The following is a 20,528-nucleotide window of genomic DNA, read 5'->3' as shown; positions in this document are numbered from 1 at the left end:
GGCACCCCCGCCGCATCACGGGCGGCCCGGCACCCCCGCCGCATCGCGGGCGGCCCGGCACCCCCGCCGCATCGCGGTCGGCCCGGCACCCCCGCCGCATCGCGGTCGGCCCGGCACCCCCGCCGCATCACGGGCGGCCCGGCACCCCCGCCGCATCACGGGCGGCCCGGCACCCCCGCCGCATCACGGTCGGCCCGGCACCCCCGCCGCATCACGGGCGGCCCGGCACCCCCGCCGCATCACGGGCGGCCCGGCACCCCCGCCGCATCACGGGCGGCCCGGCACCCCCGCCGCATCACGGTCGGCCCGGCACCCCCGCTGAACCGCGGGCGGCCCGTCAGCGGCTGTGGGAGCGGAAGGCGACCGGGTCGAAGCGGCCGTGCAGGCGGGGGTCGAGCCAGTGGAGGGACTCGCGGCGGAAGACGTCCGGCTCCATCGCGCCGGCGCCGTCGGGGATGGCGCCGGCCAGGTCGGCGTCGAGGTCGTGCAGGTTGGTGCGGTGGACCAGCTCCGGGTCGGCGGGCCAGGTGCCGAAGACGACCAGGGCCGGGACCTGGCGCCGCTCCAGCGCCTGCAGCGTCAGCGCCGTGTGGTTGAGGGTGCCCAGGCCGGGGCGGGCCACGACCACCGCGGTCGCGTGCAGCGCGGCCGCCAGGTCCAGGATCGTCCAGCCGCCCTCGCCCAGCGGGACCAGGAGGCCACCGGCGCCCTCGATCAGGGTGATGTCGTGCTCCTCGGCGATCGCGCGGATCGACAGCTGGGCCATGACCGCGGTCAGCGAATCCTCCCCCGCGACCCTGGCCGCCGCCACCGGGCCGAGGGCGTCCGGGAACTCCGACAGTGTGCGGGTCAGGGCCGGTTCGGCCAGGCGGGCGACCGTGACCGCGTCCGGTTCGTCGCCGTCGGCGGTGCCGGTCTGGGCCGGTTTCACGACCGCGACGCTCTGCCCGGCGGCGGTGGCCGCGGCGGCGATCGCGGCCGTCGTGACCGTCTTGCCCACGCCGGTGTCGGTGCCGGTGATGATCAGGGGGCCGGCCAGCGGGCCCGGGAGCTCCTCGGTCAGGCCGAACAACGTCGTCACGGGCGTTCCTTCAGGATCACGTCGAGGGCCTCGTCGAACGCGGCCTCGGGCAGGCCGGCGTTGACGGTCAGGCGGAGCCGGGAGCGGCCGTCGGGGGTGGACGGGGGGCGGAAGCAGCCTACGGCCACGCCCCGGTCGCGGCAGGCCGTCGCCCACGCCAGGGCCTCGTCGGGGCCGGGGGCGGCGACGGAGACGACGCCACCGGCGGGGGTGGGGACGTCGAGGCCCTCGCCGCGGAGGCGGTCGACGGCCCGGCCCGCGCGGTCGTGGAGGGTGGCCCGCAGGTCGTCGCCGGCGGACAGCAGCTCCAGGGCCGCCCGGGCGCCCGCGGCCACGGCCGGTGGGAGGGCGGTGTCGAAGATGAACGTGCGGCCGGTGTCGACGAGCTGGCGGTGCAGCGGCCGCGGACCGGCGATCACCCCGCCGGCGGCGCCCAGGGACTTCGACAGGGTCGCGGTCACGGCCAGGCCCGGTGCGCCGGCCAGGCCGGCGGCCGCCACGCCGCCGGCGCCGCGGGGGCCGAGGACACCCAGGGCGTGGGCGTCGTCGACGAGCATCAGGGCGCCGTGGGACCGGGCCACCTCGTAGAGGTCCGGGAGCGGGGCCAGGTCGCCGTCTACGGAGAAGACGCTCTCGGTGACGACCAGCGCGGGGCGGCCGGGGTGGGCGGCGAGGATCGCGGCGACCGCGGATGGGTCGGCGTGCGGGGCCACGACCGTTTCGACGCCGTCGCGGCCCGTGCCGCGGGCGAGGCGGCAGGCGTCGACGATCGAGGCGTGGTTGTGCGCGTCGGAGACGATCAGGGTGTCGCGGCGGGCCAGGGCCCGGACGGCGCCGAGGTTGGCGAGGTAGCCGGAGGAGTACACCAGCGCCGAAGGAAACCCGAGCAGTCCGGCCAGGCCGTCCTCGAGGGCATGGTGAGCCTCCGTCGAGCCGCGGACCAGGCGGGAGCCGGTCGCGCCGAGACCGAACCGGAGCAGGGACGCCGCCGCGGCGGCCAGGACGTCGGGGTGGCGGGACAGGCCCAGGTAGTCGTTGCCGGCCAGATCGACCACCGGGTCCGACTCGGCGGCGCCGCGGGGGTGCAGGTCCCGGCGGAGGCCGGCGGTGCGGCGGGCGGCGGCCTCGGCGTCGAGGGACTCTAACCACTCCAAAGTCGAAACCCCTTGTAGGACATCTACGACGCTGATTGTGCGACATATACAACTTAGACGAGCGGTCCCGGGAGCGGACACGCGACCCGAACGCTTTGTAAGGTACGAGCATGCTTGATGCTGCCAAGGCCGTCCTGGACACCGGCGAAGGGCTCGACCGCGACGGCGTCCTCGCGGTGCTGACATGTGCCGATGAGGAGCTGCCCGAATACCTCGCGATCGCGCACGACGTGCGGATGCGCTGGTGCGGCCCGGAGGTCGAGGTCGAGGGCATCGTGTCGCTCAAGACCGGCGGCTGCCCCGAGGACTGCCACTTCTGCTCGCAGTCGGGGCTGTTCGCCTCGCCGGTGCGGGCGGTCTGGCTCGACATCCCCTCGCTCGTCGAGGCGGCCCGGCAGACGGCGGCGACCGGGGCGACCGAGTTCTGCATCGTCGCCGCCGTGCGCGGGCCCGACGAGCGGCTCATGACACAGCTGGCCGACGGGGTCGCCGCGATCCGGGCCGCCGTCGACATCAACATCGCCGCGTCGCTCGGGATGCTGTCCCAGGCACAGGTCGACCGCCTCGCCGAGCTGGGCATCCACCGCTACAACCACAACCTCGAGACGGCGCGGTCGTACTTCCCGCAGGTCGTCAGCACCCACACGTGGGAGGAGCGCTGGGACACCCTGCGCATGGTCCGCGCCGCCGGCATGGAGGTGTGCTGCGGCGGCATCCTCGGCCTCGGGGAGACCGTGGAGCAGCGGGCCGAGTTCGCGGTCCAGCTGCAGGAGCTCGACCCGCACGAGGTGCCGCTCAACTTCCTCAACCCGCGCCCGGGCACACCCCTGGCCGAGCAGCCGGTCCTCGACCCGAAGGACGCGCTGCGGGCCGTCGCCGCGTTCCGGCTGGCGCTGCCCCGGACCCTGCTGCGCTACGCCGGCGGCCGGGAGATCACCCTCGGCGACCTCGGCACCCGCGACGGGCTCCTCGGCGGCGTCAACGCGGTGATCGTCGGCAACTACCTCACGACCCTGGGCCGCTCACCGGCGCAGGACCTGGCGCTGCTCGACGAGCTGTCGATGCCGGTCAAGGCGCTGTCGGCGACGCTGTGACAGCCCCGCTGTTCTGCGACCGCTGCGGGGAGCCGTGCACCGGCGGCTCCCACCCGGCGTGCACGGCGGCGCGGGAGCTCGAGCCGCCACGATACTGCGCCCAGTGCCGGCGGAGGATGAAAGTCCAGGTGCTGCCGGGCGGCTGGTCGGCACAGTGCGTCGAGCACGGCGTGCTCAGCCGGTAGGGCTCTGGTTCAGCCGGTAGGGCTCTGGTTCAGCCGGTAGGGCTCTGGTTCAGCCGGTAGGGCTCTGGTTCAGCCGGTAGGACTTTTGGGTTCAGCCGGTCGGGCTTTGGTTCAGCCGGTAGGTCCGCCCCACTCCGTTGCTGCGGCCGCCGCCCGTTCGAGGGTTCGCGGGTTGACGCGAGCGATGGAGGATGCGATTCGTCCACGCACTTGCAGTACCCCCGCCGCTTTATGGGTCTGTTGCAGCACCCGCTGAATCCTTGGCTTTCTGAGCCGGTTGTACTCGCTGAGGGCGGCCGGCACCGCCAGACCGGCCAGGACCGTCTGCAGCGTCGCCACGTCCTCCAGTGCCAGCGAGGCGCCCTGGGCCAGGTGGTGCGGCATGGCGTGGGCCGCGTCACCGACGAGCGCGAACCCGCCCGCGCCGGCCACCACCCCGAACGTCTCCGGCAGCGGCGTGACCTCCCCCACCGGCTCCTGCACCAGGTCCTCGGCCTCGGTCGCGGCCAGCAGCTGCGGCACCGGCGCGGGCCAGCCGGCGAACCAGCGGCGCAGCAGGGCCAGCTGGCCGGCGGGCGGCTCGGGGCGCAGCGCGCCGGGCACCGTCACCACCCAGTAGATGCCGCCGCGGGTGGAGCCGCCGGCCGAGCCGCGCTCCCCCAGCGACGCGTAGCCGAACCGCTGCCCGCCGCCGAGCAGCTCGCCGTGCGGGGCGGTCCCGGCCGGGATCTCGGGGGCGCGGTACCAGGGGATGACGGCCCGCCACGCCGCGAACCCGGCGCTGGTGAACGTGCTCGCCGCGACGAGCCGGCGGCGGACCGCGCTGTCGGGCCCGTCTGCGGCGACGATCAGGTCGGCCTCGAACGTCACCCGGCCGTCGCCGACCGCGGGCCGGTCCCGGCGCACCCGGGCGCTCTGCACGGCGATGCCGCCGCGGACGTCGACCTGCTCGCCGAGGCCGGCGATGAACGCGTCGTGCAGGTCCTCGCGGTGCACGACCACCGGCGGCGTCTCCAGGTCGCCGACCCCGCCCGGCTGCGGGCCCGGCTGGACCAGCCACGTGCCGTCCGGGCGGCGGATCCCTGCCGGCGGCACCGGCGTGGAGATCCCGTCGAGGCCGCCGGCCAGGCCCAGGGCCCGCAGCGCGCGGACCCCGTTGGGCCACAGCACCAGCGCCGCCTTGCCCGGCCGGAGCCGGTCGTCGCGTTCGAGGAGGGTGACCTTCCAGCCCGAGCGGGCCAGCGCGCCGGCGGCGGCGAGCCCGCCGATGCCGGCGCCGACCACGACCGCCGACCGCATCAGGCCTGCTTTTCCTTGGCCTCTTCTTGTTCCCCGGCCTCGGCCGGTTCCGGCTCTGTTTCCTCGGCCTCGGCCGGCTTGACCTCGGCCGGCTTGACCTCGGCCGGTTTCGGCTCTTCGGCCGCGGCGGCCACCGGGGCTTCGAGCGCCTTGAGCTCGTCGTCCTCGTCGTCGTCGGCGGCGGCCGGGTTGACGAGGGTGATGTGGCCGTCCTCGTCGTACGTCACCCGCTCCTGCGGGCCGCGCACGAACAGGAAGTAGATCAGCGCACCCGCGAAGACGACGACCGACGTCCAGTTGTTGAGCCGCATCCCCAGGAAGTGCTGGGCGTCGTCGATGCGCAGCGCCTCGATCCAGAACCGGCCGACGCAGTAGAGCATCACGTAGACCGCGAAGGCCCGGCCCCGGCCGAACCGGTACTTGCGGTCGAGCAGCCACACGGCGACCGCGACGCCGAGGCACCACAGCGACTCGTAGAGGAACGTCGGATGGAACGTGCCCAGGACGATCGGCTGGCCGCCCGCCTCCAGCGCCCGGCCGCTCGCCGTGTCCCAGTTGTAGACCTTCAGGCCCCACGGCAGGGTCGTCTCCTTGCCGTACAGCTCATTGTTGAACCAGTTGCCCCAGCGCCCGATGGCCTGCGCGACCGGCAGCGCCACGGCGAGCGTGTCGGCGGCCATCGCGAACGGCAGGTTCATCCGCCGGCAGGCGATGTAGGCGCCGAGCGCACCGGCCGCGACACCGCCCCAGATGCCGAGGCCGCCCTCCCAGATCTTGAACGCCTTGATGAGGGAGCCGTTCTCCCCGAAGTACGCGTCCGGCGACGTGATCACGTGATACAGCCGGGCGCCGACGATGCCGAACGGGACCGCCCAGATCGCCACGTCGAGGATCACCCACGGCGGGGCACCCCGGGCCCGCAGGCGCCGGTCGGCGATGTAGCAGGCGGCCACGATGCCCAGCACGATGCAGAGCGCGTAGGCGCGCAACGGGATCGGTCCGAGGTCCCAGACGCCACGGGTCGGGCTGGGGATCTCGGCCAGCGGAGACAGGACACCATTCACGGGTGCACACGCTACCGCACCCCTGTTTTATGTTTGGAGATCACCATTCGTAAGGGTCTGCCAACGATACGGAGCGGCGCCTAGAGTCGGGAACATGAGCGGTACGGAGCGAAGCGGAGTGGCCGTGAACCATAAATGCAGGGTGGAGCTCGGGCTGACGCCGGAGCTTGCGGAGGTGTCAGCATGAGCTACTCGACGCTGAGTAACGGCAGCAAAGTGACCTCCGCGGTCGCCGCGATCATCGAGGACGCAGCCGGCCGCGTGCTCTTGTGCCGCCAGGCCGGCGGCCACCAACTGTGGGGCCTGCCCGGCGGGAAGACCCGCGCGGAGGAGAGCCCCGTGCACGCCGCCATCCGCGACATCCGCGAGGAAACCGGCCTGGAGACCGAGATCGTCGAACTGATCGGGCTGTACCAGCTGACCGGCGACGGCTGCGGCACGACCAACCCCGACCTGTTCGTCCACGTCTTCCGGGGCCGCATCGACGGCGACGGCGGCCCCGCCCTCAACGCACCGGGCCGGATCAGCCGCCTCGCGTGGCACGACCCCGACGCCCTCCCGGCCCCGCTGACCGCCACCACCCGCACCGCGATCACCGACGCCGCCGCCGGCCGCACCGGCGTCATCCGCGAGGTCCAGCGCGACGCGGAGCCCGAGGTCATCGACGCCTGAAAGTTTCTTTTCCCCTGGTGCAACCCGCTTGGAATCGCCGGGGTACATCCGCAATGATCTTTGCATGGCCCCGCGGTACTACGCGCTCGGCGACTCCATGTCGATCGACGACTACGCGGGCGGCCCCGGCCTGGGCGCCGCCTCCCTGCTCGCCGACGACCTCGGCATCGACCTGCTGCTCCTCGCCCGCGACGGCGCCACGAGCGAAGACGTCCTGCGCCGCCAGCTCGGCCAGGTCACCGGCCGCCCCGCCCTGATCACCGTCACCATGGGCGGCAACGACCTGCTCACCGCCATCGTCGAGTCCCCGGACAAGGTCCCGGCCGCGGTCGAGGCCACCGCCGCCAACTACGACACCCTGCTGACCTCGCTGTCCGCCACGGGCGCCCGGATCGTCGTCAGCACCGTGTACGACCCGACCGACGGCACCGGCGACCTCTCCTGGGCCGGCCTCCCCGACATCGACGAGGGCCTGGCGTTGCTGGAGTCGATGAACACGGCCATCCGCACCGCGGCCACCCGCCACGGAGCCGCCGTAGCCGACCTCCACGGCGCCTTCCTGGGCCACGGCGCCCAGGCCGGCGACATCACCACCTCCGACTCCCACCCGGCCAACCGCGAACTCTGGCTCTGCGGCCACATCGAACCCAACGCGTGGGGCGCCCAAGCCATCCGCGACACGTGGCGGTCGGCCTTGCGCAGCTGAAACACCACAGCGTCCGGGCTGCGTAACGGTGCGGAGTCACGATGAGAGATCGATTAGGTGGGCGGGGTTAAGGTCTAGGCATCGGAACGGCACAGGGCGCCGTAATCGTATTTCCTTGGCTTGCCCACGCCGGTCCGGTTCCTGACGCCGGGCTGGGTTCGCTACGCCGGGCATGTGCGTTGCGTTGGTTTGCTGACGCCTGCGTTGGTTTGCTGACGCCTGCGTTGGTTTGCTGACGCCTGCGTTGGTTTGCTGGCGCCTGCGTTGGTTTGCTGGCGCCTGGTTGGTTGCTGGCGCCTGGTTGGTTTGCTGGCGCTGGCTTGTGCGTTGGTGCGCTGACGCCGGGCTGGTTTGCTTACGCCGGGCTGGTTTGCTGGCGCCTGGTTGGTTCGCTGACGCCGGCTTGTGCGTTGGTGCGCTGACGCCTGGCTGGTTTGCTTACGCCGGGCTGGTTTGCTTACGCCGGGCTTATGCGGCGGGGTTTACGGTTTGGGGGCGATCGCGTAGAGGCGTTCGACCGCCGCGAAGTAGAGGTGATCACCGGCCAGCAGCAGCGACTCTCCCCCATGCATGGCGTCGACGTCGAGCTCCAGCCGCCGCAGCAGCTTGCCCGACACGACGTCCGCCGCGACCAGCTCGACCCGGTGCGTGCTGACCCCGCCGCGGACCGCGAAGTGGTACACGACCGCGTACACCACGCTGCCGCCGTTGACGGGCGCCCAGTAGGAGGCATTGACCTCGGCGTTCAACCCGTACGAGGTGCGCCACCGCTGCGCCCCGCTCACCGCGTCGAACGCCGCGAGCCCGCCGTGGCCGTCGACGACGAACAGCGCCCCGTCGCCGACGCTCGCGTGGACCGGCGACTCGAGGGTCTCGGCGTCGCACCAGCGCTGGGTTCCGTCGGCGGCGGCGTACGCGCAGACGCCGCGCTCGCCGACCGAGTACACGGTGTCGCCGGCCGCCACGAGTTCGGCGCCGCTGGACTCGTGCTGCCACGCCGGGGCGCCCGTGGCCGCGGCGAAGGCCAGGATGCGGCCGGGCTCGGTCGCCTGCAGGACCAGGCCGCCGAGGCGGACCGGCGGGTGGAAGCCGGGCTCGCCACCGAGCGGCGCGGTCCAGGCGACGGTGCCGTCGGACGTGCGGTACGCGGACAGGGTGGTGCCGGCGCTGCGCAGGACCAGGTCGCCGGCCGTGGTGAAGCCGCCCGACACGGCGTCTTCGAGGAGGATCTTCCACTTCGGGGTGCCGGTGAGGGTGTACGCGAACAGGGTCCGCCGCAGGGAGGGGCGGGCGATCGACTCCACGAGCAGCGTGTCCGCCGACGCCGCCAGCTGGCCGAAGGCCTCGCCCGGAGCGGTGACGATCGAGCCCAGGTCGTGGCCGGTGACGGCGTCGTAGCGGTGGATCGAGCCGGCGTCGGTGGCGGTGCCGCCGGTTGAGCGGTACACGGTGCCGTCGATCGCGATGGCGCCGCCCACCTGCTCAGTCGGGCGGGTCGGAGATGCGGTCCAGGTCTGGGTCAGGCGGTTCGCCGTCGACCGGGTCAGGGTGCCCGTCAGTTCCTGGTGGCCGGAGCGGCCCGGATCGGCGCCGTCCTGCCGCCAGTCGGCGTCGGCGATCGTCCCGTAGGCGGACCTCGCTGCGGAAACGGCATTTGCCCCCGAGAGGGCTTTTATCACAAAAAAACCGTTTTGCCGAGAAATGGCGTCTGCGTCAGAAGCCGCCTTCGTCGCCCAAACGGCGTTCGCTGCGGAGACAGCCGGGCCGCGGCGGGTCGTCGTCGCCGGTGCGGTCGCGCCTGGGGCCGGCGTGAACGCGGCGGCCGGCGTGGACGCGGCGGCCGGCGTGATCGGCGCGATCGGCGTACTGACCAGCGCGAGCGTCAGGATGAGTGCAAAACGGGAATAATGCCGCACGGGGGCCTAACGAGCCCGCCCTCCATTAGTGGCGGCGGATGCCCTCAGCCGGCCAGCACTCAGCTTCACGACCCACCGGCGGCCAGCATCCATCAGGCTGTCGGCATCCGCCAGGCGGTCGACATCCGCCAGGCGGTCGGCAACCACCAGCGCCGGCAACCACCAGCGCCGGCAACGCAAACTGTCCCCCGGACCGGCCAATCAGGTCCGCGCCGCCAGGCACCGCCCAGTGGCGCTACCGGCGGCGGACGCCCTCGGCCAGTTCGGCGCTGAGCTTCGCGACCGCGGCCACCCCCGCGGCAGGACTGTCGGCCTCCTGAAGGCAGCGAACCAGCGCGCTGCCCACGATGACCCCGTCGGCGAACGCGCCCACCTCAGCCGCCTGGGCCCCGTTCGACACGCCGAGACCGACAGCGACCGGCACGGTGGACGAGCCGGCCAGGGAGCGGACCCGGGAAACGATCACGGGGGCGGCCTGGCTGGTTTCGGTGCGAGCGCCGGTGACGCCCATGACGCTCGTCGCGTAGACGAAGCCGCGGCACGCGGCGACGGTGCTGGTGATGCGGGCGTCGGTGGAGGACGGGGAGACGAGGAAGACGCGGTCGAGGTCGTGCTGGTCGGAGGCGGTCAGCCACGGGCCGGCCTCGTCGGGGATGAGGTCGGGGGTGATGAGGCCGGCGCCGCCGGCGGTGGCGAGGTCGGCGGCGAAGCGGTCGACGCCGTAGCGTTCGACGAGGTTCCAGTAGGTCATGGTGAGGATCGGCGCGCCGGTCGACGCCGCGGCTTCGACGGTGGCGAGGCCGTCGCGGACGCGGAAGCCGCCGGCGAGGGCGGCTTCGGTGGCGCGCTGGATGACGGGGCCGTCCATGACGGGGTCGGAGTAGGGCAGGCCGACCTCGACGATGTCCACCCCGTTGTCGATCATGGCTTTGACGGCGTCGATGCCGACCTGGACCGACGGGAAACCGGCCGGGAGGTACCCGATCAGGGCGCTGCGGCCCTCCGCCCGGGCCTTCTCGAAAGCGACCCGAACGCTCATACGGAGAACCAATCCCGGGCGGTGTCCATGTCCTTGTCGCCGCGGCCGGAGAGGCAGATGACGATGGTCGGTTCGCGACCCAATTCCGAAGCCAGAGCGGGGAGAACGCGAAGAGCACCGGCGACGGCGTGTGCGCTCTCGATCGCCGGGATGATGCCCTCGGTGCGGCACAGGAGTTTGAACGCGTCCATGGCCTCGGCGTCGGTGACCGGCTCGTAGATGGCGCGGCCCGTGTCGTGGAGGTAGGCGTGCTCGGGTCCGACCGCGGGGTAGTCCAGACCGGCGGAGATCGAGTGCGATTCGACGGTCTGCCCGTCGTCGTCCTGGAGGAGGTAGGTGCGGGCGCCGTGCAGTACCCCCGTAGCGCCTCCGGTAATGCTCGCCGCATGACGGCCGGTGTCCACGCCGTCGCCGCCGGCCTCGAAGCCGTAGAGCCGGACGGTCTCGTCGGGCACGAACGCGTGGAAGGCGCCGATGGCGTTGGAGCCGCCGCCGACGCAGGCCGCGACCGCGTCGGGGAGTTTGCCGGTCCGCTCGAGGACCTGGCGGCGGGCCTCGACGCTGATGCCGCCGACGAAGTCCCGGACCATGGCCGGGAACGGGTGCGGGCCGGCGGCGGTGCCGAGCAGGTAGTGGGTGTTGTCGACGTTGGTCACCCAGTCGCGCAGGGCCTCGTTGATCGCGTCCTTGAGCGTTTTGGAGCCGGTCGTGACGGGGATGACGGTGGCGCCGAGCATGCGCATGCGGGCGACGTTGAGGGCCTGGCGGCGGGTGTCCTCCTCGCCCATGTAGACGATGCATTCGAGGTCGAGCAGGGCGCAGGCGGTGGCGCTGGCGACGCCGTGCTGGCCGGCGCCGGTCTCGGCGATGACGCGGGTCTTGCCCATGCGCTTGGTGAGGAGGGCCTGGCCGAGCACGTTGCGGATCTTGTGGGCGCCGGTGTGGTTGAGATCTTCCCGTTTCAAGAAGATCGTCGCTCCGGTACCGCGAGCGAGCCGCTCGGCCCGATAGAGCGGGCTGGGGGTGTTGGCGTAGTCGCGCAGCAGTGCGCCGAACTCGGCCTGGAACGACTCGTCGGCCTGTGCGTGGCGGTAGGCGGCGTCGAGCTCGTCGAGGGCGGCGATGAGCGCCTCGGGGACGAACCGGCCGCCGAAGGTGCCGAAGTGTCCGGCCTGGTCGGGCAGGAGGCCGGCGGCGGAGAGGAACGCGTTCACCGGGCGGCCCGCGGTGTGGCCGGGTGGCTGCCGGCGGTGACGAGCTCGGCGACGGCGTCCCGGGGGCTCTTCTGGGTCACCAGGCCCTCGCCGACGAGGACGGCGTCGGCGCCGGCCGAGGCGTAGCGGATCAGGTCGTGCGGGCCCCGGACCCCCGACTCGGCGATCTTGACGACCTCGGCGGGCAGGCCGGGGGCGATGCGCTCGAACACGGTCCGGTCGACTTCGAGGGTGCGCAGGTTGCGGGCGTTGACGCCGATGACCCGGGCGCCGGCTTCGAGGGCGCGGTCGGTCTCCTCCTCGTCGTGGACCTCGACGAGGGCGGTCATGCCGAGGCTCTCGATCCGGTCGAGCAGGCCCGACAGTGTGTTCTGGTCGAGCGCGGCGACGATCAGCAGCACCAGGTCGGCACCGTAGGCGCGGGCCTCGTGCACCTGGTAGGAGGACACGACGAAGTCTTTGCGGAGCATCGGGATGTCGATCGCGGCCCGGACGGCGGCGAAGTCGTCGAGGCTGCCGCCGAACCACCGGCCCTCGGTGAGCACGCTGACGCAGCGGGCCCCGCCGGCCGCGTACTCCTTCGCGAGCTCGGCCGGGTCCGGGATCTCCGCGAGGGCGCCCTTGGACGGCGAGGAGCGTTTCACCTCGGCGATCACACCGACGCCGGGTGCGCGCAGCTTGGCGTACGCGTCCAGGGCCGGCGGAGCGTCCGCGGCACGCTGTTTGATGTCCGACAGGGGCACCTCGGCCTCGCGGGCCGCCAGGTCCTCGCGCACTCCGGCGAGGATCTCGTCGAGCACCCGGCCGCTTTCCGCGTTGATCAAGGAGCTCCCCTCTCCGGTGGTCATGCGACCGATGCTAGGTCGCCCCCGGTGCGGGGACGGTCGCGGGGGTATGGCCGACATCACCTGATGGACTAGGGCATAATGCCTCGCCGCCGGGTTTTGTCGTACCCCTGTTCTATCGTGACCGTCATGAGCGCGGCGAGGGCGAACACATTGACGGCGACCTGGGCGGGCCGGTCGCCGGGGGCCGTGTTCTCCGCCGCCGCGATCTATCCCCTGCTGGCGCTGCTGGCGTCGGTGGCGTCCGGGCGGGTCGCGCGGGAGCTGGCCGCGGTGGCGCCGGGGCCGCTGGCGTTGCCGGTCCGCAGCGCGCTCGGCCTGTGGACCCGGGAGGGGCTGCCGCTCGCCCTCGACTGGGCGGCCCGGGCCGACCCCCGCCTGACCGGTGACCCGCTGATCGACCGGCCACTGCTGGACGCGTGGGCGGCCGCGCAGACCGGCGCCCCGGTGCCGCCGTTACCGTTCGCGGACGTCCAGGCGGACGGTGTCGTGCTCGCCGCGGCCCTGGCCGTCACCGCCGACTGGGCCGTCCCGTTCACCGACGGCGTCCTGCGCCCCGCCGCCGGTCCCTGGGCCGGCCGCCGGCTCGCGTCCCTGCACCGGCGCGATCCCGACCTGACGGCCCTGCGGGCCGCGAAAACCGCGTCCGCCGTGGTCACCCTCCTGACCGTCCGCGGGACTCGCGACATTGATGTTGTCCTGTGTACTGCCGGAGGCGCCGCACCACCGCCCGACGTCCTCGCCACCGCCGTGGAAAGTTTCGGCACCGCCACGGTCGCGCGGAAGGGCCCCGGGGTCAGCTCGGCGCTCGTCGACGCGGCCGACCCGGCACCCGAGCTGGTGGTCAAGGTCCCCCGCTTCGCCGCCGCGGCCGCACACGACCTGCTGCGCACCGCCGAGGTGTTCGGCCTGCGAGCGGCGTCCGAGCCGGCCCTGTTCCCCGGCATCAGCGACGAGCCGCTGCGGGTGGCGACGGCCGCGGTGAGCGTCGCGGCCGCGTTCACCGGCCCCGGCTTCCGCGCCGCCCCGGTCACCCGCGCGCCGATCGTCCCGATGACGCTCGACCCGGCCCCGGCGACGGCCCGAGCGCTCCGGGTGACGGTACGGTTCGACGAGCCCTTCGGCTACCTGGCCGTGCACCGCCCCACCGGCCTGGTCCTGCTGGCCGGCTGGATCGACGACCCGGAGCCGGCCCGATGACACCCGCCGGTCGCCGTGCACCCCCGACCGGCCCAGCCCCGCCCGGCCGTGGAGCCCCTGGCCGTCTCCGCCGCGGTTCAAGGTGCGACCGCCGCGTTCTCGGCGACCGGGTTCAAGGCGGCCGCGGTGGCCGCGATCCCCGTCGCCGCCGGGGGCGCCTACGATCCGTCGCCGCCGCGGCATGAGCTGGTGTGTGTCGGCTTTGACCGGCCGTTCGGGTTTGTGGCAGTACACCCGCCGACTGGGCTTGTGCTCTTCTCGGCCCCAGGGCTACTCCGGCTGCTCGACGGTCTCCGGAGTCTCGGGGCGGCGCCAGCGGGCCGGGATCTCGCCGCGGGCCTGCATCTCTTTCCACTTGGCGAACGGGTCGAACTCGTGCTCGAGCGGCTCCTGGGCCGGGCGGTCGGGTTCGGGGACGTGGACGAGGTTGATGCGGATGCGGTACCAGACGGAGTTGATGCCGCGCATCGAGTCGACGAGGACGTCGGCGGGTTCCAGGAGCGGCCAGATCGTCGGGTGGCGTTCCTTCCAGCGGTCCAGGTCGGTCAGGGCCTCCTCGCGGGTGGCGGTGCGGGTGATCTCGATGAGGGGCATCGTCGGCTGGCGGCGGCCGGTGCCTTTCTTCGCGGGGGCGCGTTTCTTGAACGTCGACGCGAGTTCGAGGAGCTGTTCGAGGGAGCCGCGGGCGGTTTCGATGCCGGTCCACGGGTCGGTGCGGCCGGGGACGGTGTCCATGGTGTAGTCGGCCGGGTCGCAGCCGGGGACTTCGTCCCAGCTGAGCGGGGTCGAGACTTTTGCCTCTTCGGACGGGCGCACGGAGTACCCGGAAGCCGTGGTGTGGTCTTTGGCGTTCTGGTTGTAGTCGAGGAACACGCCGTGGCGTTCCTCTTTCCACCAGGCGCCGGTGGCGAGGTCCGGTGCGCGCCGGGCGACTTCCCGGGCGAAGCCTTCGGCGGCCCGGCGGGCCTCGGCGAACGTCCAGCGGGGTTCGATGCGGGCGTAGATGTGGAAGCCGCGGGAGCCGGACGTCTTGGGCCAGCCGGCGAGGCCGTACTCCTCGAGGACCTCCCGGGCGATCAGGGCCACGTCGACGACCTGCCCCCACGGCACGCCGGGGACGGGGTCGAGGTCGATGCGCAGCTCGTCGGGGTGGTCGAGGTCCTCGGCGAGGACGGAGTGGGTGTGCAGTTCGAGGCAGCCGAGGTTGACGACCCAGGCGAGCTGGGCGGCGTCGCGCAGGACGATCTCCTCGGCGGTGCGCCCGGACGGGTAGCGCAGCTCCGCGGTCTCGATCCACTCGGGGCGTTTCGCGGGGGCCCGTTTCTGGAAGAACGCCTCGCCTTCGATGCCGTTGACGTAGCGCTTGAGGGCCATGGGCCGCCCGCCGGCGCCTCGTAGCGCGCCGTCGGCCACCGCCAGGTAGTAGCGGACCACTTCCAGCTTGGTGCGGCCGGACTTGGGGAAGTACACCTTGTCCGGGTTGGTGATCGTCACCGCACGCCCGGCGACTTCGATCACTTCCTCAGCGCTGCTCGCCATGGCGCCGACCCTACTCGGGCCGATGTCCTTCGGTCGGGTCTTCACCCCGGTCGAGGGCGTCCCACAGTTCGGTTTGAGAAGCAGTTGCTTTCGGGGGTACTGCCTGTGAGGGGCGTTCGTAGCGGGCGCTCATGCCGGGCCAGGAGCGCCCGGTCCGGATCGTGACCGCACCGGCGGCGACGATGATCAGGCCGCCGAGGGTGGACAGCAGCGGCCACCCGGCGTTGACGTGGTCGTCGAGGGTGACGAGGGACGCGACGGCGGTGCCGAGGCCGGCGAGGACGAGCAGGACCCCGACGGCGAGGCGGGCCGCGGCCCGGGTGGCGAACAGGGCGCCGGCGCCGGCGAGGGCGACAACGCCGAGGGCCGGCAGCCACGGGGCGACGTCGGTGCCGGTGCGGTGCTCGGTGACCGGTGGGAGCGGGGCCGGCTGGGCGGTGACGAGGTCCTGCCAGCTGCGGGTCGCGGCGAGCAGGACCACGGCGGCGGCCACGGCGCAGGCGACCGCGACGGTCGTCAGGCCCCTTCGCCCCTGGAACGTCATCGGGCCGGCCGCAGCGTCTCGGCCGTCGCGATCGCGGCCAGGACGGCGGCGGCCTTGTTGCGGGTCTCCGTCTCCTCCGCGGCCGGGTCGGAGTCGGCGACGATCCCGGCGCCGGCCTGCACGTACGCCATGCGGTCGCGGATCAGGGCGGTGCGGATCGCGATGGCGGTGTCCATGTCGCCGCCGAAGCCGAAGTAGCCGACGACGCCGCCGTAGAGGCCGCGGCGGGTCGGTTCGAGCTCCTCGATGATCTCCATCGCGCGGACCTTCGGGGCGCCGGACAGGGTGCCGGCCGGGAATGTGGCGGCGAGGGTGTCGAAGGCGGTGCGGTCGTCGTTGAGTTCGCCGACGACGGTGGAGACGATGTGCATGACGTGGGAGTACCGCTCGACGGTCATGAACTCGGGGACCTCGACCGTGCCGGGCTTGCAGACCCGGCCGAGGTCGTTGCGGGCCAGGTCGACGAGCATGACGTGCTCGGAGCGCTCCTTGGGGTCGGCGAGCAGGTCGGCGGCGAGAGCGGCGTCCTCCTCCGGGGTGGCGCCGCGCCAGCGGGTGCCGGCGATCGGGTGGAGCAGGGCCCGGCGCCCGGCGACCTTCACGTGGACCTCGGGTGAGGACCCGACGACGTCGAAGCCTTCGAAGCGCAGCAGGTACATGTACGGGCTGGGGTTCGTGGTGCGCAGGACCCGGTAGACGTCGAGGGGGTCGGCCTCGGTCGCGCGTTCGAAGCGCTGGGCGACGACGATCTGGAAGCACTCCCCGGCCCGAATGGCCTCCTTGGCCTGCTCGACCGCCTTCGGGTACTCCCCCGCCGGGGTGCGGCTGACGACCTCGCCGAGCGCCACCCGGTCCACTGTGGACACCAGCGGCGGGGTGGGCCGGGACAGGGCCGTGGTCATGGCGTCGAGCCGGCCGATCGCCTGGTGGTACGCGGCCGCCACCTCCGCCTCGTCGGCCCCGGCGGCCGGCAGCACGGCGTTGGCGATGAGCAGCGCCGAGCCCTCGAAGTGGTCGAGGGCGACGAGGTCGGTGGCGAGCATCATCCCGAGCTCGGGGTGGCCGAGGTCGTCGAGGGCGATGTCGGGGAGGCGTTCGAAGCGGCGTACGGCGTCGTAGGACAGGAAGCCGACGAGCCCGCCGGACAGCGGCGGCAGGTTGAGGTCGCGCAGGTCGGCGTCGTCGGCGGTGAGGGCCGCGATCGTCGCGCTGAGCACCGCCGTCGGGTCGCCGTCGACGGGGACGTTCGCCGGTGGCGTGCCCAGCCACGAGGCCTGCTGGTCCCGTTCGATCAGGGTGGCGATGCTGCGCACGCCGATGAAGCTGTATCGGGACCACACCGCGCCGGCCGCGCCCGCCCCCTGCTCCGCCGACTCGAGCAGGAACGTCCCGGGGCCGCCGGCGAGTTTGCGGTACACCCCGACCGGCGTCTCACCATCGGCCAGGAGCCTGCGCGTCACCGGAACGACACGGCGCGTGCGGGCCAGCTCGCGGAACGTTGTCTCGTCGGGGGCGACGGCACCGGTCGTCATCCGGAGACCTCCAAAGGCGTGTAGAAGCAGGTGTGGTTGCCGGTGTGGCAGGCGGCACCGGTCTGCTCCACGGTGAGCAGCAGCGTGTCACCGTCGCAGTCGATGGCGACGGACTTGACGTGCTGGACGTGACCGGAGGTCTCACCCTTCACCCAGTACTCGTTGCGGCTGCGGGACCAGTAGGTCGCCCGGCCGGTCGTGAGGGTCCGGTGGAGGGCTTCGTCGTCCATCCAGGCGAGCATGAGGACCTCGCCGGTGCCGACCTCCTGGACGATCACCGGCACCAGTCCGGCGTCGTTGCGGACGAGACGGTTCGCGACTTCGGCATCCAGGTTCGACGGCACGAGATGAATTCTCCCGCACCGTGGATACTCGGCGGTTTGGGGTCTATGGCTGGTGGTGTTTCGGGAGTACCTTGCAGGTGCGCCGCACGGAAGATCTGCGCGGTCGCCCACCCTTCCCCGCTCGCCGACGGCCACCCCCTACCCGTCTTCCGGGGGCACCCCACCGTCGGTCATGCGGTCGTCGGTTCCCGGGCGCCGTGTCGGCCTCCCGGCGTCCGCGACCCCAGCGCTGAGCCAACCAGCAGTCCGACCGGGTGGCTGCCCCCGTTCGGACCGAGCGGACGGAGAACCCCTCATGCACCCCAACATCACCCCGCCGAACGACCAGCCACCCGCGGACGGCGCCGCCGAGGCGGTAGTACCGTCGCCGCGCCAGCCCGTGGACGCCACCCCCGCCGACCTGGCCTCGACCGACGCCCCGACGGCCGAGTCCACCACCGCGGACACCACCGCCGCCGAGCCGACCGCCGCGGACACCACTGACGCCACGGACTCGGCGGACACCGCCGACACCGACACCGCCGACTCGGCCACCGAGGCGGCTTCCAGCACCGGCTCCGGTTCCGACTCCGGCGAGGCGCTCTCGGAGGGGGAGCACCTCGCCGACGATCCGTCGATCTCGGTCACGGTGCCGGACGACATCTCCGCCTTGGTCGGCCCGGCCGACGCCGCGGACTCTGGGGTTGAGGACGCCGAAGCCGTCACGGAGACGGACACAGACGAGACCGCCGCCGAGGTGGGCGCTGCGGACGAGGCGGCTGCTGCGGACGCGGTGGACGCTGCGGACGCGGACGCTTCGGACGAGGTGAACGCTTCCGAGGTGGCCGCGCCGGAGGTCGCTTCATCGGACGAGGTGACCGCCGAGGACGACACGCCCGCGGTGACCGACACGGTGGCCGTCTCGGACACCACCGACGCCGACGCCGAGGTGGAAGACACCGACGCCGCCGCCGATGCCGCCGAGGCCGCCGACGCCGAGGATGTCGACGCCGAGGATGTCGACGCCGAAGCAGCTGTTGCCGATGTGTCCGATGTCGAGGATGAGGCCCCGGCCGCGGACGCCGAGACCGAGGACGCCGACGAGCCGGTCGCGGAAAGCGACACGCCCGCCGCGGAGAGCGAGGCGGACGACGATGGCGACCCGGTCGCGGAGAGCGAAACCGCGGAGAGCGACGAACCGGCTGCGGAAACGGAGGACCTCGCGGCTACGGACGAACCGGAAGCGGTGACGGCAGAGGAAGCCTCCACCGATTCCGACGAGGCCGCCATCGAAGACGCCACCGCCGCAGACGCCACCGCCGAGGACGCATCCGCCGACGTGGCCGAGGACATCGAAGCCTCCGACGACACCGACTCCGAGGACGCCGCCTCCGACGACGAGCCCGCCGCCGAAGCCGCCGAGGACATCGAGGCGTCGGAGGAAGCGGCCGAGGAGCCCGCCGCCGAGGAGACCACGGACGAGCCGGCCGCCGACGTGGCCGAGGACGTCGAGGCCGAGACCTCCGACGAGACCGGCGACGAGGAAGCGTCCGACGAGCCCGCCGCCGAGGCCGAGAGCACGGACGAGGACGCGTCCGACGAGCCCGCCGCCGAGGCTGACGCCGGCACCGAGGACGAGCCCGCCGACGAGCCGGCCGCGGAAGCCGACGCGGAGGGTGAGGCCGACGAGCCCGCCGCCGAGGCCGAGAGCACCGACGAGGAAGCCGAGGAGCCCGCCGCCGAGGTTGCGGCCGCCGACGAGGCCGACGCCGCCGAGGACGTGGCCGAGGAGCCCGCCGCCGCGGTCGAGGTCGAGGACGACGTGGTTGACGCGGTACTTGCGGCCAGTGCTGAAGATATCGCGGCGGAGGCTGAGGGGCAGGCGCTCGTCGCGGCGGTTGCTGAGGCGCAGACCAACGCGGCCATCGCGCACGAGGAGGCGGTTGAGGCGGCGGCTGACGCGGTTATCGCCGAGGCGGTTGCTGAGGAGCTGGCCGCGGCGGTCGCTGAAGTCGACCCGGCGGACACTGTTGCCGTTGCCGAGGCGCAGACCAACGCTGAGCTGGCCCTCGATGCGGCCGTTGAGGCGGCTGAGGAGGCGGTCGCGGCGGAGGCCGTAGCCGAGGAGGCCGCCGCTGAGGTCGAGGCGGCCGAGGACGCCGCTGAGGAGTTCGCGGCCGAGCAGGCCGAACTGGCCGAAGAGGCCGCGCAGGTCGATGAGGCCGCGCAGGTCGCGGGCGACGAGCAGGCCGCTGAGGACGAGCAGGTCGCGGAGGCTGAGGTCGGCGCTGACGCTGAGGGTGCCGAGGACGTCGTGCTGCTCGTGGTCGAGGACGCGGCTGCCGACGACGCCGGTGAAGAGGAAGTCGCGGGCGAGGACGTCGTCGTGCTCGTCGTCGAGGACGCTGCCGCGGACGAGGACGGCGCAGAGGACGCGGCCGGGGAAGACGTGGCCGGCGAGGACGTCGTGCTGGTCGTGGTCGATGGTGACGTCGATGGGTTCGCTGACGAGGGCGGCGCTGAGGACGAGGTCGCGGCCGAGGCTGAAAGTGTTGTGCTGCTCGTAGTCGACGGGGACGCGGAAGCCGACGACGTTGACGAGCCGGCGGCCGAGGCTGACGACGTCGACGAGCCCGCCGCAGAAGCTGACGACGTTGACGAGCCGGCGGCCGAGGCTGACGAGGACGCGGACGACAGCGGTGACGAGGAGCTCGCGGCCGAGGCCGACGAGGACGAGGAAGACGTCGTGCTCGTGGTCGTCGACGAAGTGGACGAGGACGACGACGAAGAAGCCGACGATGAGGATGAGCTGGCGGCGGCGGCGCAGCTGGCGCCCGGGGACATCGTCGAAGAGCGGATCGTGCTGTGGAAGCGGAAGCGGGCCGACAAGTTCCGGACGCGGCTGGTGAAGGCGGAGTCGAAGTTCGTCGACGACCCGGTCAAGGCGGTCGCGCGGGCCAGTGCCGTGGTCAGTGACGTGATCGAGACGCTCGCCGAGAAGTTGCAGGAGCAGCAGCACGCGCTCAACCCGAGCAAGCACTCGAAGAAGCCCGACACCGAGGCGCTGCGGGTGGCGCTGCGGCAGTACAAGGACTTCCTGGAGCGGGTCCTCTCGCTGTAA

The 20,528-nt window shown here is 72.9% G+C and carries 18 protein-coding genes and 1 pseudogene; 7 read left to right on the top strand and 12 right to left on the bottom strand.

Annotation, left to right across the window (positions count from 1 at the left end; genetic code table 11):
- Positions 1–322, top strand: a pseudogene (locus tag ACIA8L_RS46785) (hypothetical protein); the annotation flags it as partial.
- A 15-nt stretch (positions 323–337) separates the two neighbouring features.
- Here ACIA8L_RS46785 and bioD read toward each other — a convergent pair.
- Together bioD and ACIA8L_RS46775 are read right to left on the bottom strand one after the other, a co-directional pair.
- The gene (gene bioD, locus ACIA8L_RS46780) at positions 338–1,081 is read right to left on the bottom strand and encodes a dethiobiotin synthase (protein ID WP_395915241.1); all 744 of its coding nucleotides are present in this window, start codon (positions 1,079–1,081) and stop codon (positions 338–340) included.
- Positions 1,078–2,235 (bottom strand): 8-amino-7-oxononanoate synthase, encoded by a 1,158-nt coding sequence (locus tag ACIA8L_RS46775; protein ID WP_395915239.1) that lies wholly within the window; start codon positions 2,233–2,235, stop codon positions 1,078–1,080. The genes bioD and ACIA8L_RS46775 overlap by 4 nt, the downstream gene beginning before the upstream one ends.
- A gap of 110 nt (positions 2,236–2,345) precedes the next feature.
- On the opposite strand from ACIA8L_RS46775, the gene bioB reads away from it, so the two are divergent.
- Complete coding sequence (gene bioB / locus ACIA8L_RS46770; protein ID WP_395915237.1) at positions 2,346–3,329, top strand: biotin synthase BioB; 984 nt, start codon at positions 2,346–2,348, stop codon at positions 3,327–3,329.
- Positions 3,326–3,514 (top strand): hypothetical protein, encoded by a 189-nt coding sequence (locus tag ACIA8L_RS46765; RefSeq protein WP_395915235.1) that lies wholly within the window; start codon positions 3,326–3,328, stop codon positions 3,512–3,514. The genes bioB and ACIA8L_RS46765 overlap by 4 nt, the downstream gene beginning before the upstream one ends.
- Before the next feature lie 111 nt (positions 3,515–3,625).
- Here ACIA8L_RS46765 and ACIA8L_RS46760 read toward each other — a convergent pair whose 3' ends face one another.
- Together ACIA8L_RS46760 and lgt are read right to left on the bottom strand one after the other, a co-directional pair.
- Positions 3,626–4,813 (bottom strand): FAD-dependent oxidoreductase, encoded by a 1,188-nt coding sequence (locus ACIA8L_RS46760; protein WP_395915233.1) that lies wholly within the window; start codon positions 4,811–4,813, stop codon positions 3,626–3,628.
- A complete protein-coding gene (gene lgt / locus ACIA8L_RS46755) occupies positions 4,813–5,877 on the bottom strand; it encodes a prolipoprotein diacylglyceryl transferase (protein ID WP_395915231.1) in 1,065 nt (354 codons plus the stop codon). Before lgt ends, ACIA8L_RS46760 begins: the two co-directional genes overlap by 1 nt.
- A gap of 183 nt (positions 5,878–6,060) precedes the next feature.
- On the opposite strand from lgt, the gene ACIA8L_RS46750 reads away from it, so the two are divergent.
- Entirely contained in the window at positions 6,061–6,549 is a 489-nt protein-coding gene (locus tag ACIA8L_RS46750; RefSeq protein WP_395915229.1) for an NUDIX hydrolase, read from the top strand.
- Between the two features lie 64 nt (positions 6,550–6,613).
- On the top strand, positions 6,614–7,255 hold the full coding sequence (locus tag ACIA8L_RS46745; protein ID WP_395915227.1) for an SGNH/GDSL hydrolase family protein: 642 nt from the start codon (positions 6,614–6,616) through the stop codon (positions 7,253–7,255).
- 482 nt (positions 7,256–7,737) lie between these two features.
- On the opposite strand, the gene ACIA8L_RS46740 is transcribed toward ACIA8L_RS46745, so the two are convergent.
- The 4 genes from ACIA8L_RS46740 to trpC all read right to left on the bottom strand — a co-directional run bounded on the left by ACIA8L_RS46740 (position 7,738) and on the right by trpC (position 12,272).
- Positions 7,738–8,934: a PQQ-binding-like beta-propeller repeat protein gene (locus tag ACIA8L_RS46740; protein WP_395915225.1), complete on the bottom strand. Its 1,197-nt coding sequence runs from the start codon at positions 8,932–8,934 to the stop codon at positions 7,738–7,740.
- A gap of 472 nt (positions 8,935–9,406) precedes the next feature.
- Entirely contained in the window at positions 9,407–10,210 is an 804-nt protein-coding gene (gene trpA / locus ACIA8L_RS46735; RefSeq protein ID WP_395915224.1) for a tryptophan synthase subunit alpha, read from the bottom strand.
- Entirely contained in the window at positions 10,207–11,424 is a 1,218-nt protein-coding gene (trpB, locus tag ACIA8L_RS46730) for a tryptophan synthase subunit beta (protein WP_395915222.1), read from the bottom strand. Before trpB ends, trpA begins: the two co-directional genes overlap by 4 nt.
- A complete protein-coding gene (trpC, locus tag ACIA8L_RS46725; RefSeq protein WP_395915221.1) occupies positions 11,421–12,272 on the bottom strand; it encodes an indole-3-glycerol phosphate synthase TrpC in 852 nt (283 codons plus the stop codon). The genes trpB and trpC overlap by 4 nt, the downstream gene beginning before the upstream one ends.
- A 126-nt stretch (positions 12,273–12,398) precedes the next feature.
- Here trpC and ACIA8L_RS46720 point away from each other — a divergent pair, with 126 nt between their 5' ends.
- Entirely contained in the window at positions 12,399–13,469 is a 1,071-nt protein-coding gene (locus ACIA8L_RS46720) for a hypothetical protein (RefSeq protein ID WP_395915258.1), read from the top strand.
- Between the two features lie 270 nt (positions 13,470–13,739).
- On the opposite strand, the gene ligD is transcribed toward ACIA8L_RS46720, so the two are convergent.
- The 4 genes from ligD to hisI are packed head-to-tail and all read right to left on the bottom strand — an operon-like array spanning position 13,740 to position 17,428.
- On the bottom strand, positions 13,740–15,008 hold the full coding sequence (ligD, locus tag ACIA8L_RS46715; RefSeq protein WP_395915219.1) for a non-homologous end-joining DNA ligase: 1,269 nt from the start codon (positions 15,006–15,008) through the stop codon (positions 13,740–13,742).
- Between the two features lie 10 nt (positions 15,009–15,018).
- Entirely contained in the window at positions 15,019–15,552 is a 534-nt protein-coding gene (locus tag ACIA8L_RS46710) for a Trp biosynthesis-associated membrane protein (protein WP_395915217.1), read from the bottom strand.
- Positions 15,549–17,084: an anthranilate synthase component I gene (locus ACIA8L_RS46705; RefSeq protein WP_395915215.1), complete on the bottom strand. Its 1,536-nt coding sequence runs from the start codon at positions 17,082–17,084 to the stop codon at positions 15,549–15,551. The genes ACIA8L_RS46710 and ACIA8L_RS46705 overlap by 4 nt, the downstream gene beginning before the upstream one ends.
- A complete protein-coding gene (hisI, locus tag ACIA8L_RS46700) occupies positions 17,081–17,428 on the bottom strand; it encodes a phosphoribosyl-AMP cyclohydrolase (RefSeq protein ID WP_395915214.1) in 348 nt (115 codons plus the stop codon). Before hisI ends, ACIA8L_RS46705 begins: the two co-directional genes overlap by 4 nt.
- 295 nt (positions 17,429–17,723) lie before the next feature.
- Between hisI and ACIA8L_RS46695 the strand changes: the two genes are divergently transcribed.
- Positions 17,724–20,528 (top strand): hypothetical protein, encoded by a 2,805-nt coding sequence (locus ACIA8L_RS46695; RefSeq protein ID WP_395915212.1) that lies wholly within the window; start codon positions 17,724–17,726, stop codon positions 20,526–20,528.

It is taken from the genome of Dactylosporangium sp. NPDC051541, from assembly GCF_044454505.1.
Lineage (GTDB): Bacteria > Actinomycetota > Actinomycetes > Mycobacteriales > Micromonosporaceae > Dactylosporangium.
This window is presented reverse-complemented; position numbering and strand designations above follow the sequence as displayed.

Coding starts and splice junctions, on each gene's coding strand:
- bioB (WP_395915237.1), top strand. CDS start 2,346: ATGCTTGATGCTGCCAAGGCCGTCCTGGACACCGGCGAAGGGCTCGAC.
- ACIA8L_RS46760 (WP_395915233.1), bottom strand. CDS start 4,813: ATGCGGTCGGCGGTCGTGGTCGGCGCCGGCATCGGCGGGCTCGCCGCC.
- ACIA8L_RS46750 (WP_395915229.1), top strand. CDS start 6,061: ATGAGCTACTCGACGCTGAGTAACGGCAGCAAAGTGACCTCCGCGGTC.
- ACIA8L_RS46745 (WP_395915227.1), top strand. CDS start 6,614: ATGGCCCCGCGGTACTACGCGCTCGGCGACTCCATGTCGATCGACGAC.
- trpA (WP_395915224.1), bottom strand. CDS start 10,210: ATGAGCGTTCGGGTCGCTTTCGAGAAGGCCCGGGCGGAGGGCCGCAGC.
- trpC (WP_395915221.1), bottom strand. CDS start 12,272: ATGACCACCGGAGAGGGGAGCTCCTTGATCAACGCGGAAAGCGGCCGG.
- ACIA8L_RS46720 (WP_395915258.1), top strand. CDS start 12,399: ATGAGCGCGGCGAGGGCGAACACATTGACGGCGACCTGGGCGGGCCGG.
- ligD (WP_395915219.1), bottom strand. CDS start 15,008: ATGGCGAGCAGCGCTGAGGAAGTGATCGAAGTCGCCGGGCGTGCGGTG.
- ACIA8L_RS46710 (WP_395915217.1), bottom strand. CDS start 15,552: ATGACGTTCCAGGGGCGAAGGGGCCTGACGACCGTCGCGGTCGCCTGC.
- ACIA8L_RS46705 (WP_395915215.1), bottom strand. CDS start 17,084: ATGACGACCGGTGCCGTCGCCCCCGACGAGACAACGTTCCGCGAGCTG.
- ACIA8L_RS46695 (WP_395915212.1), top strand. CDS start 17,724: ATGCACCCCAACATCACCCCGCCGAACGACCAGCCACCCGCGGACGGC.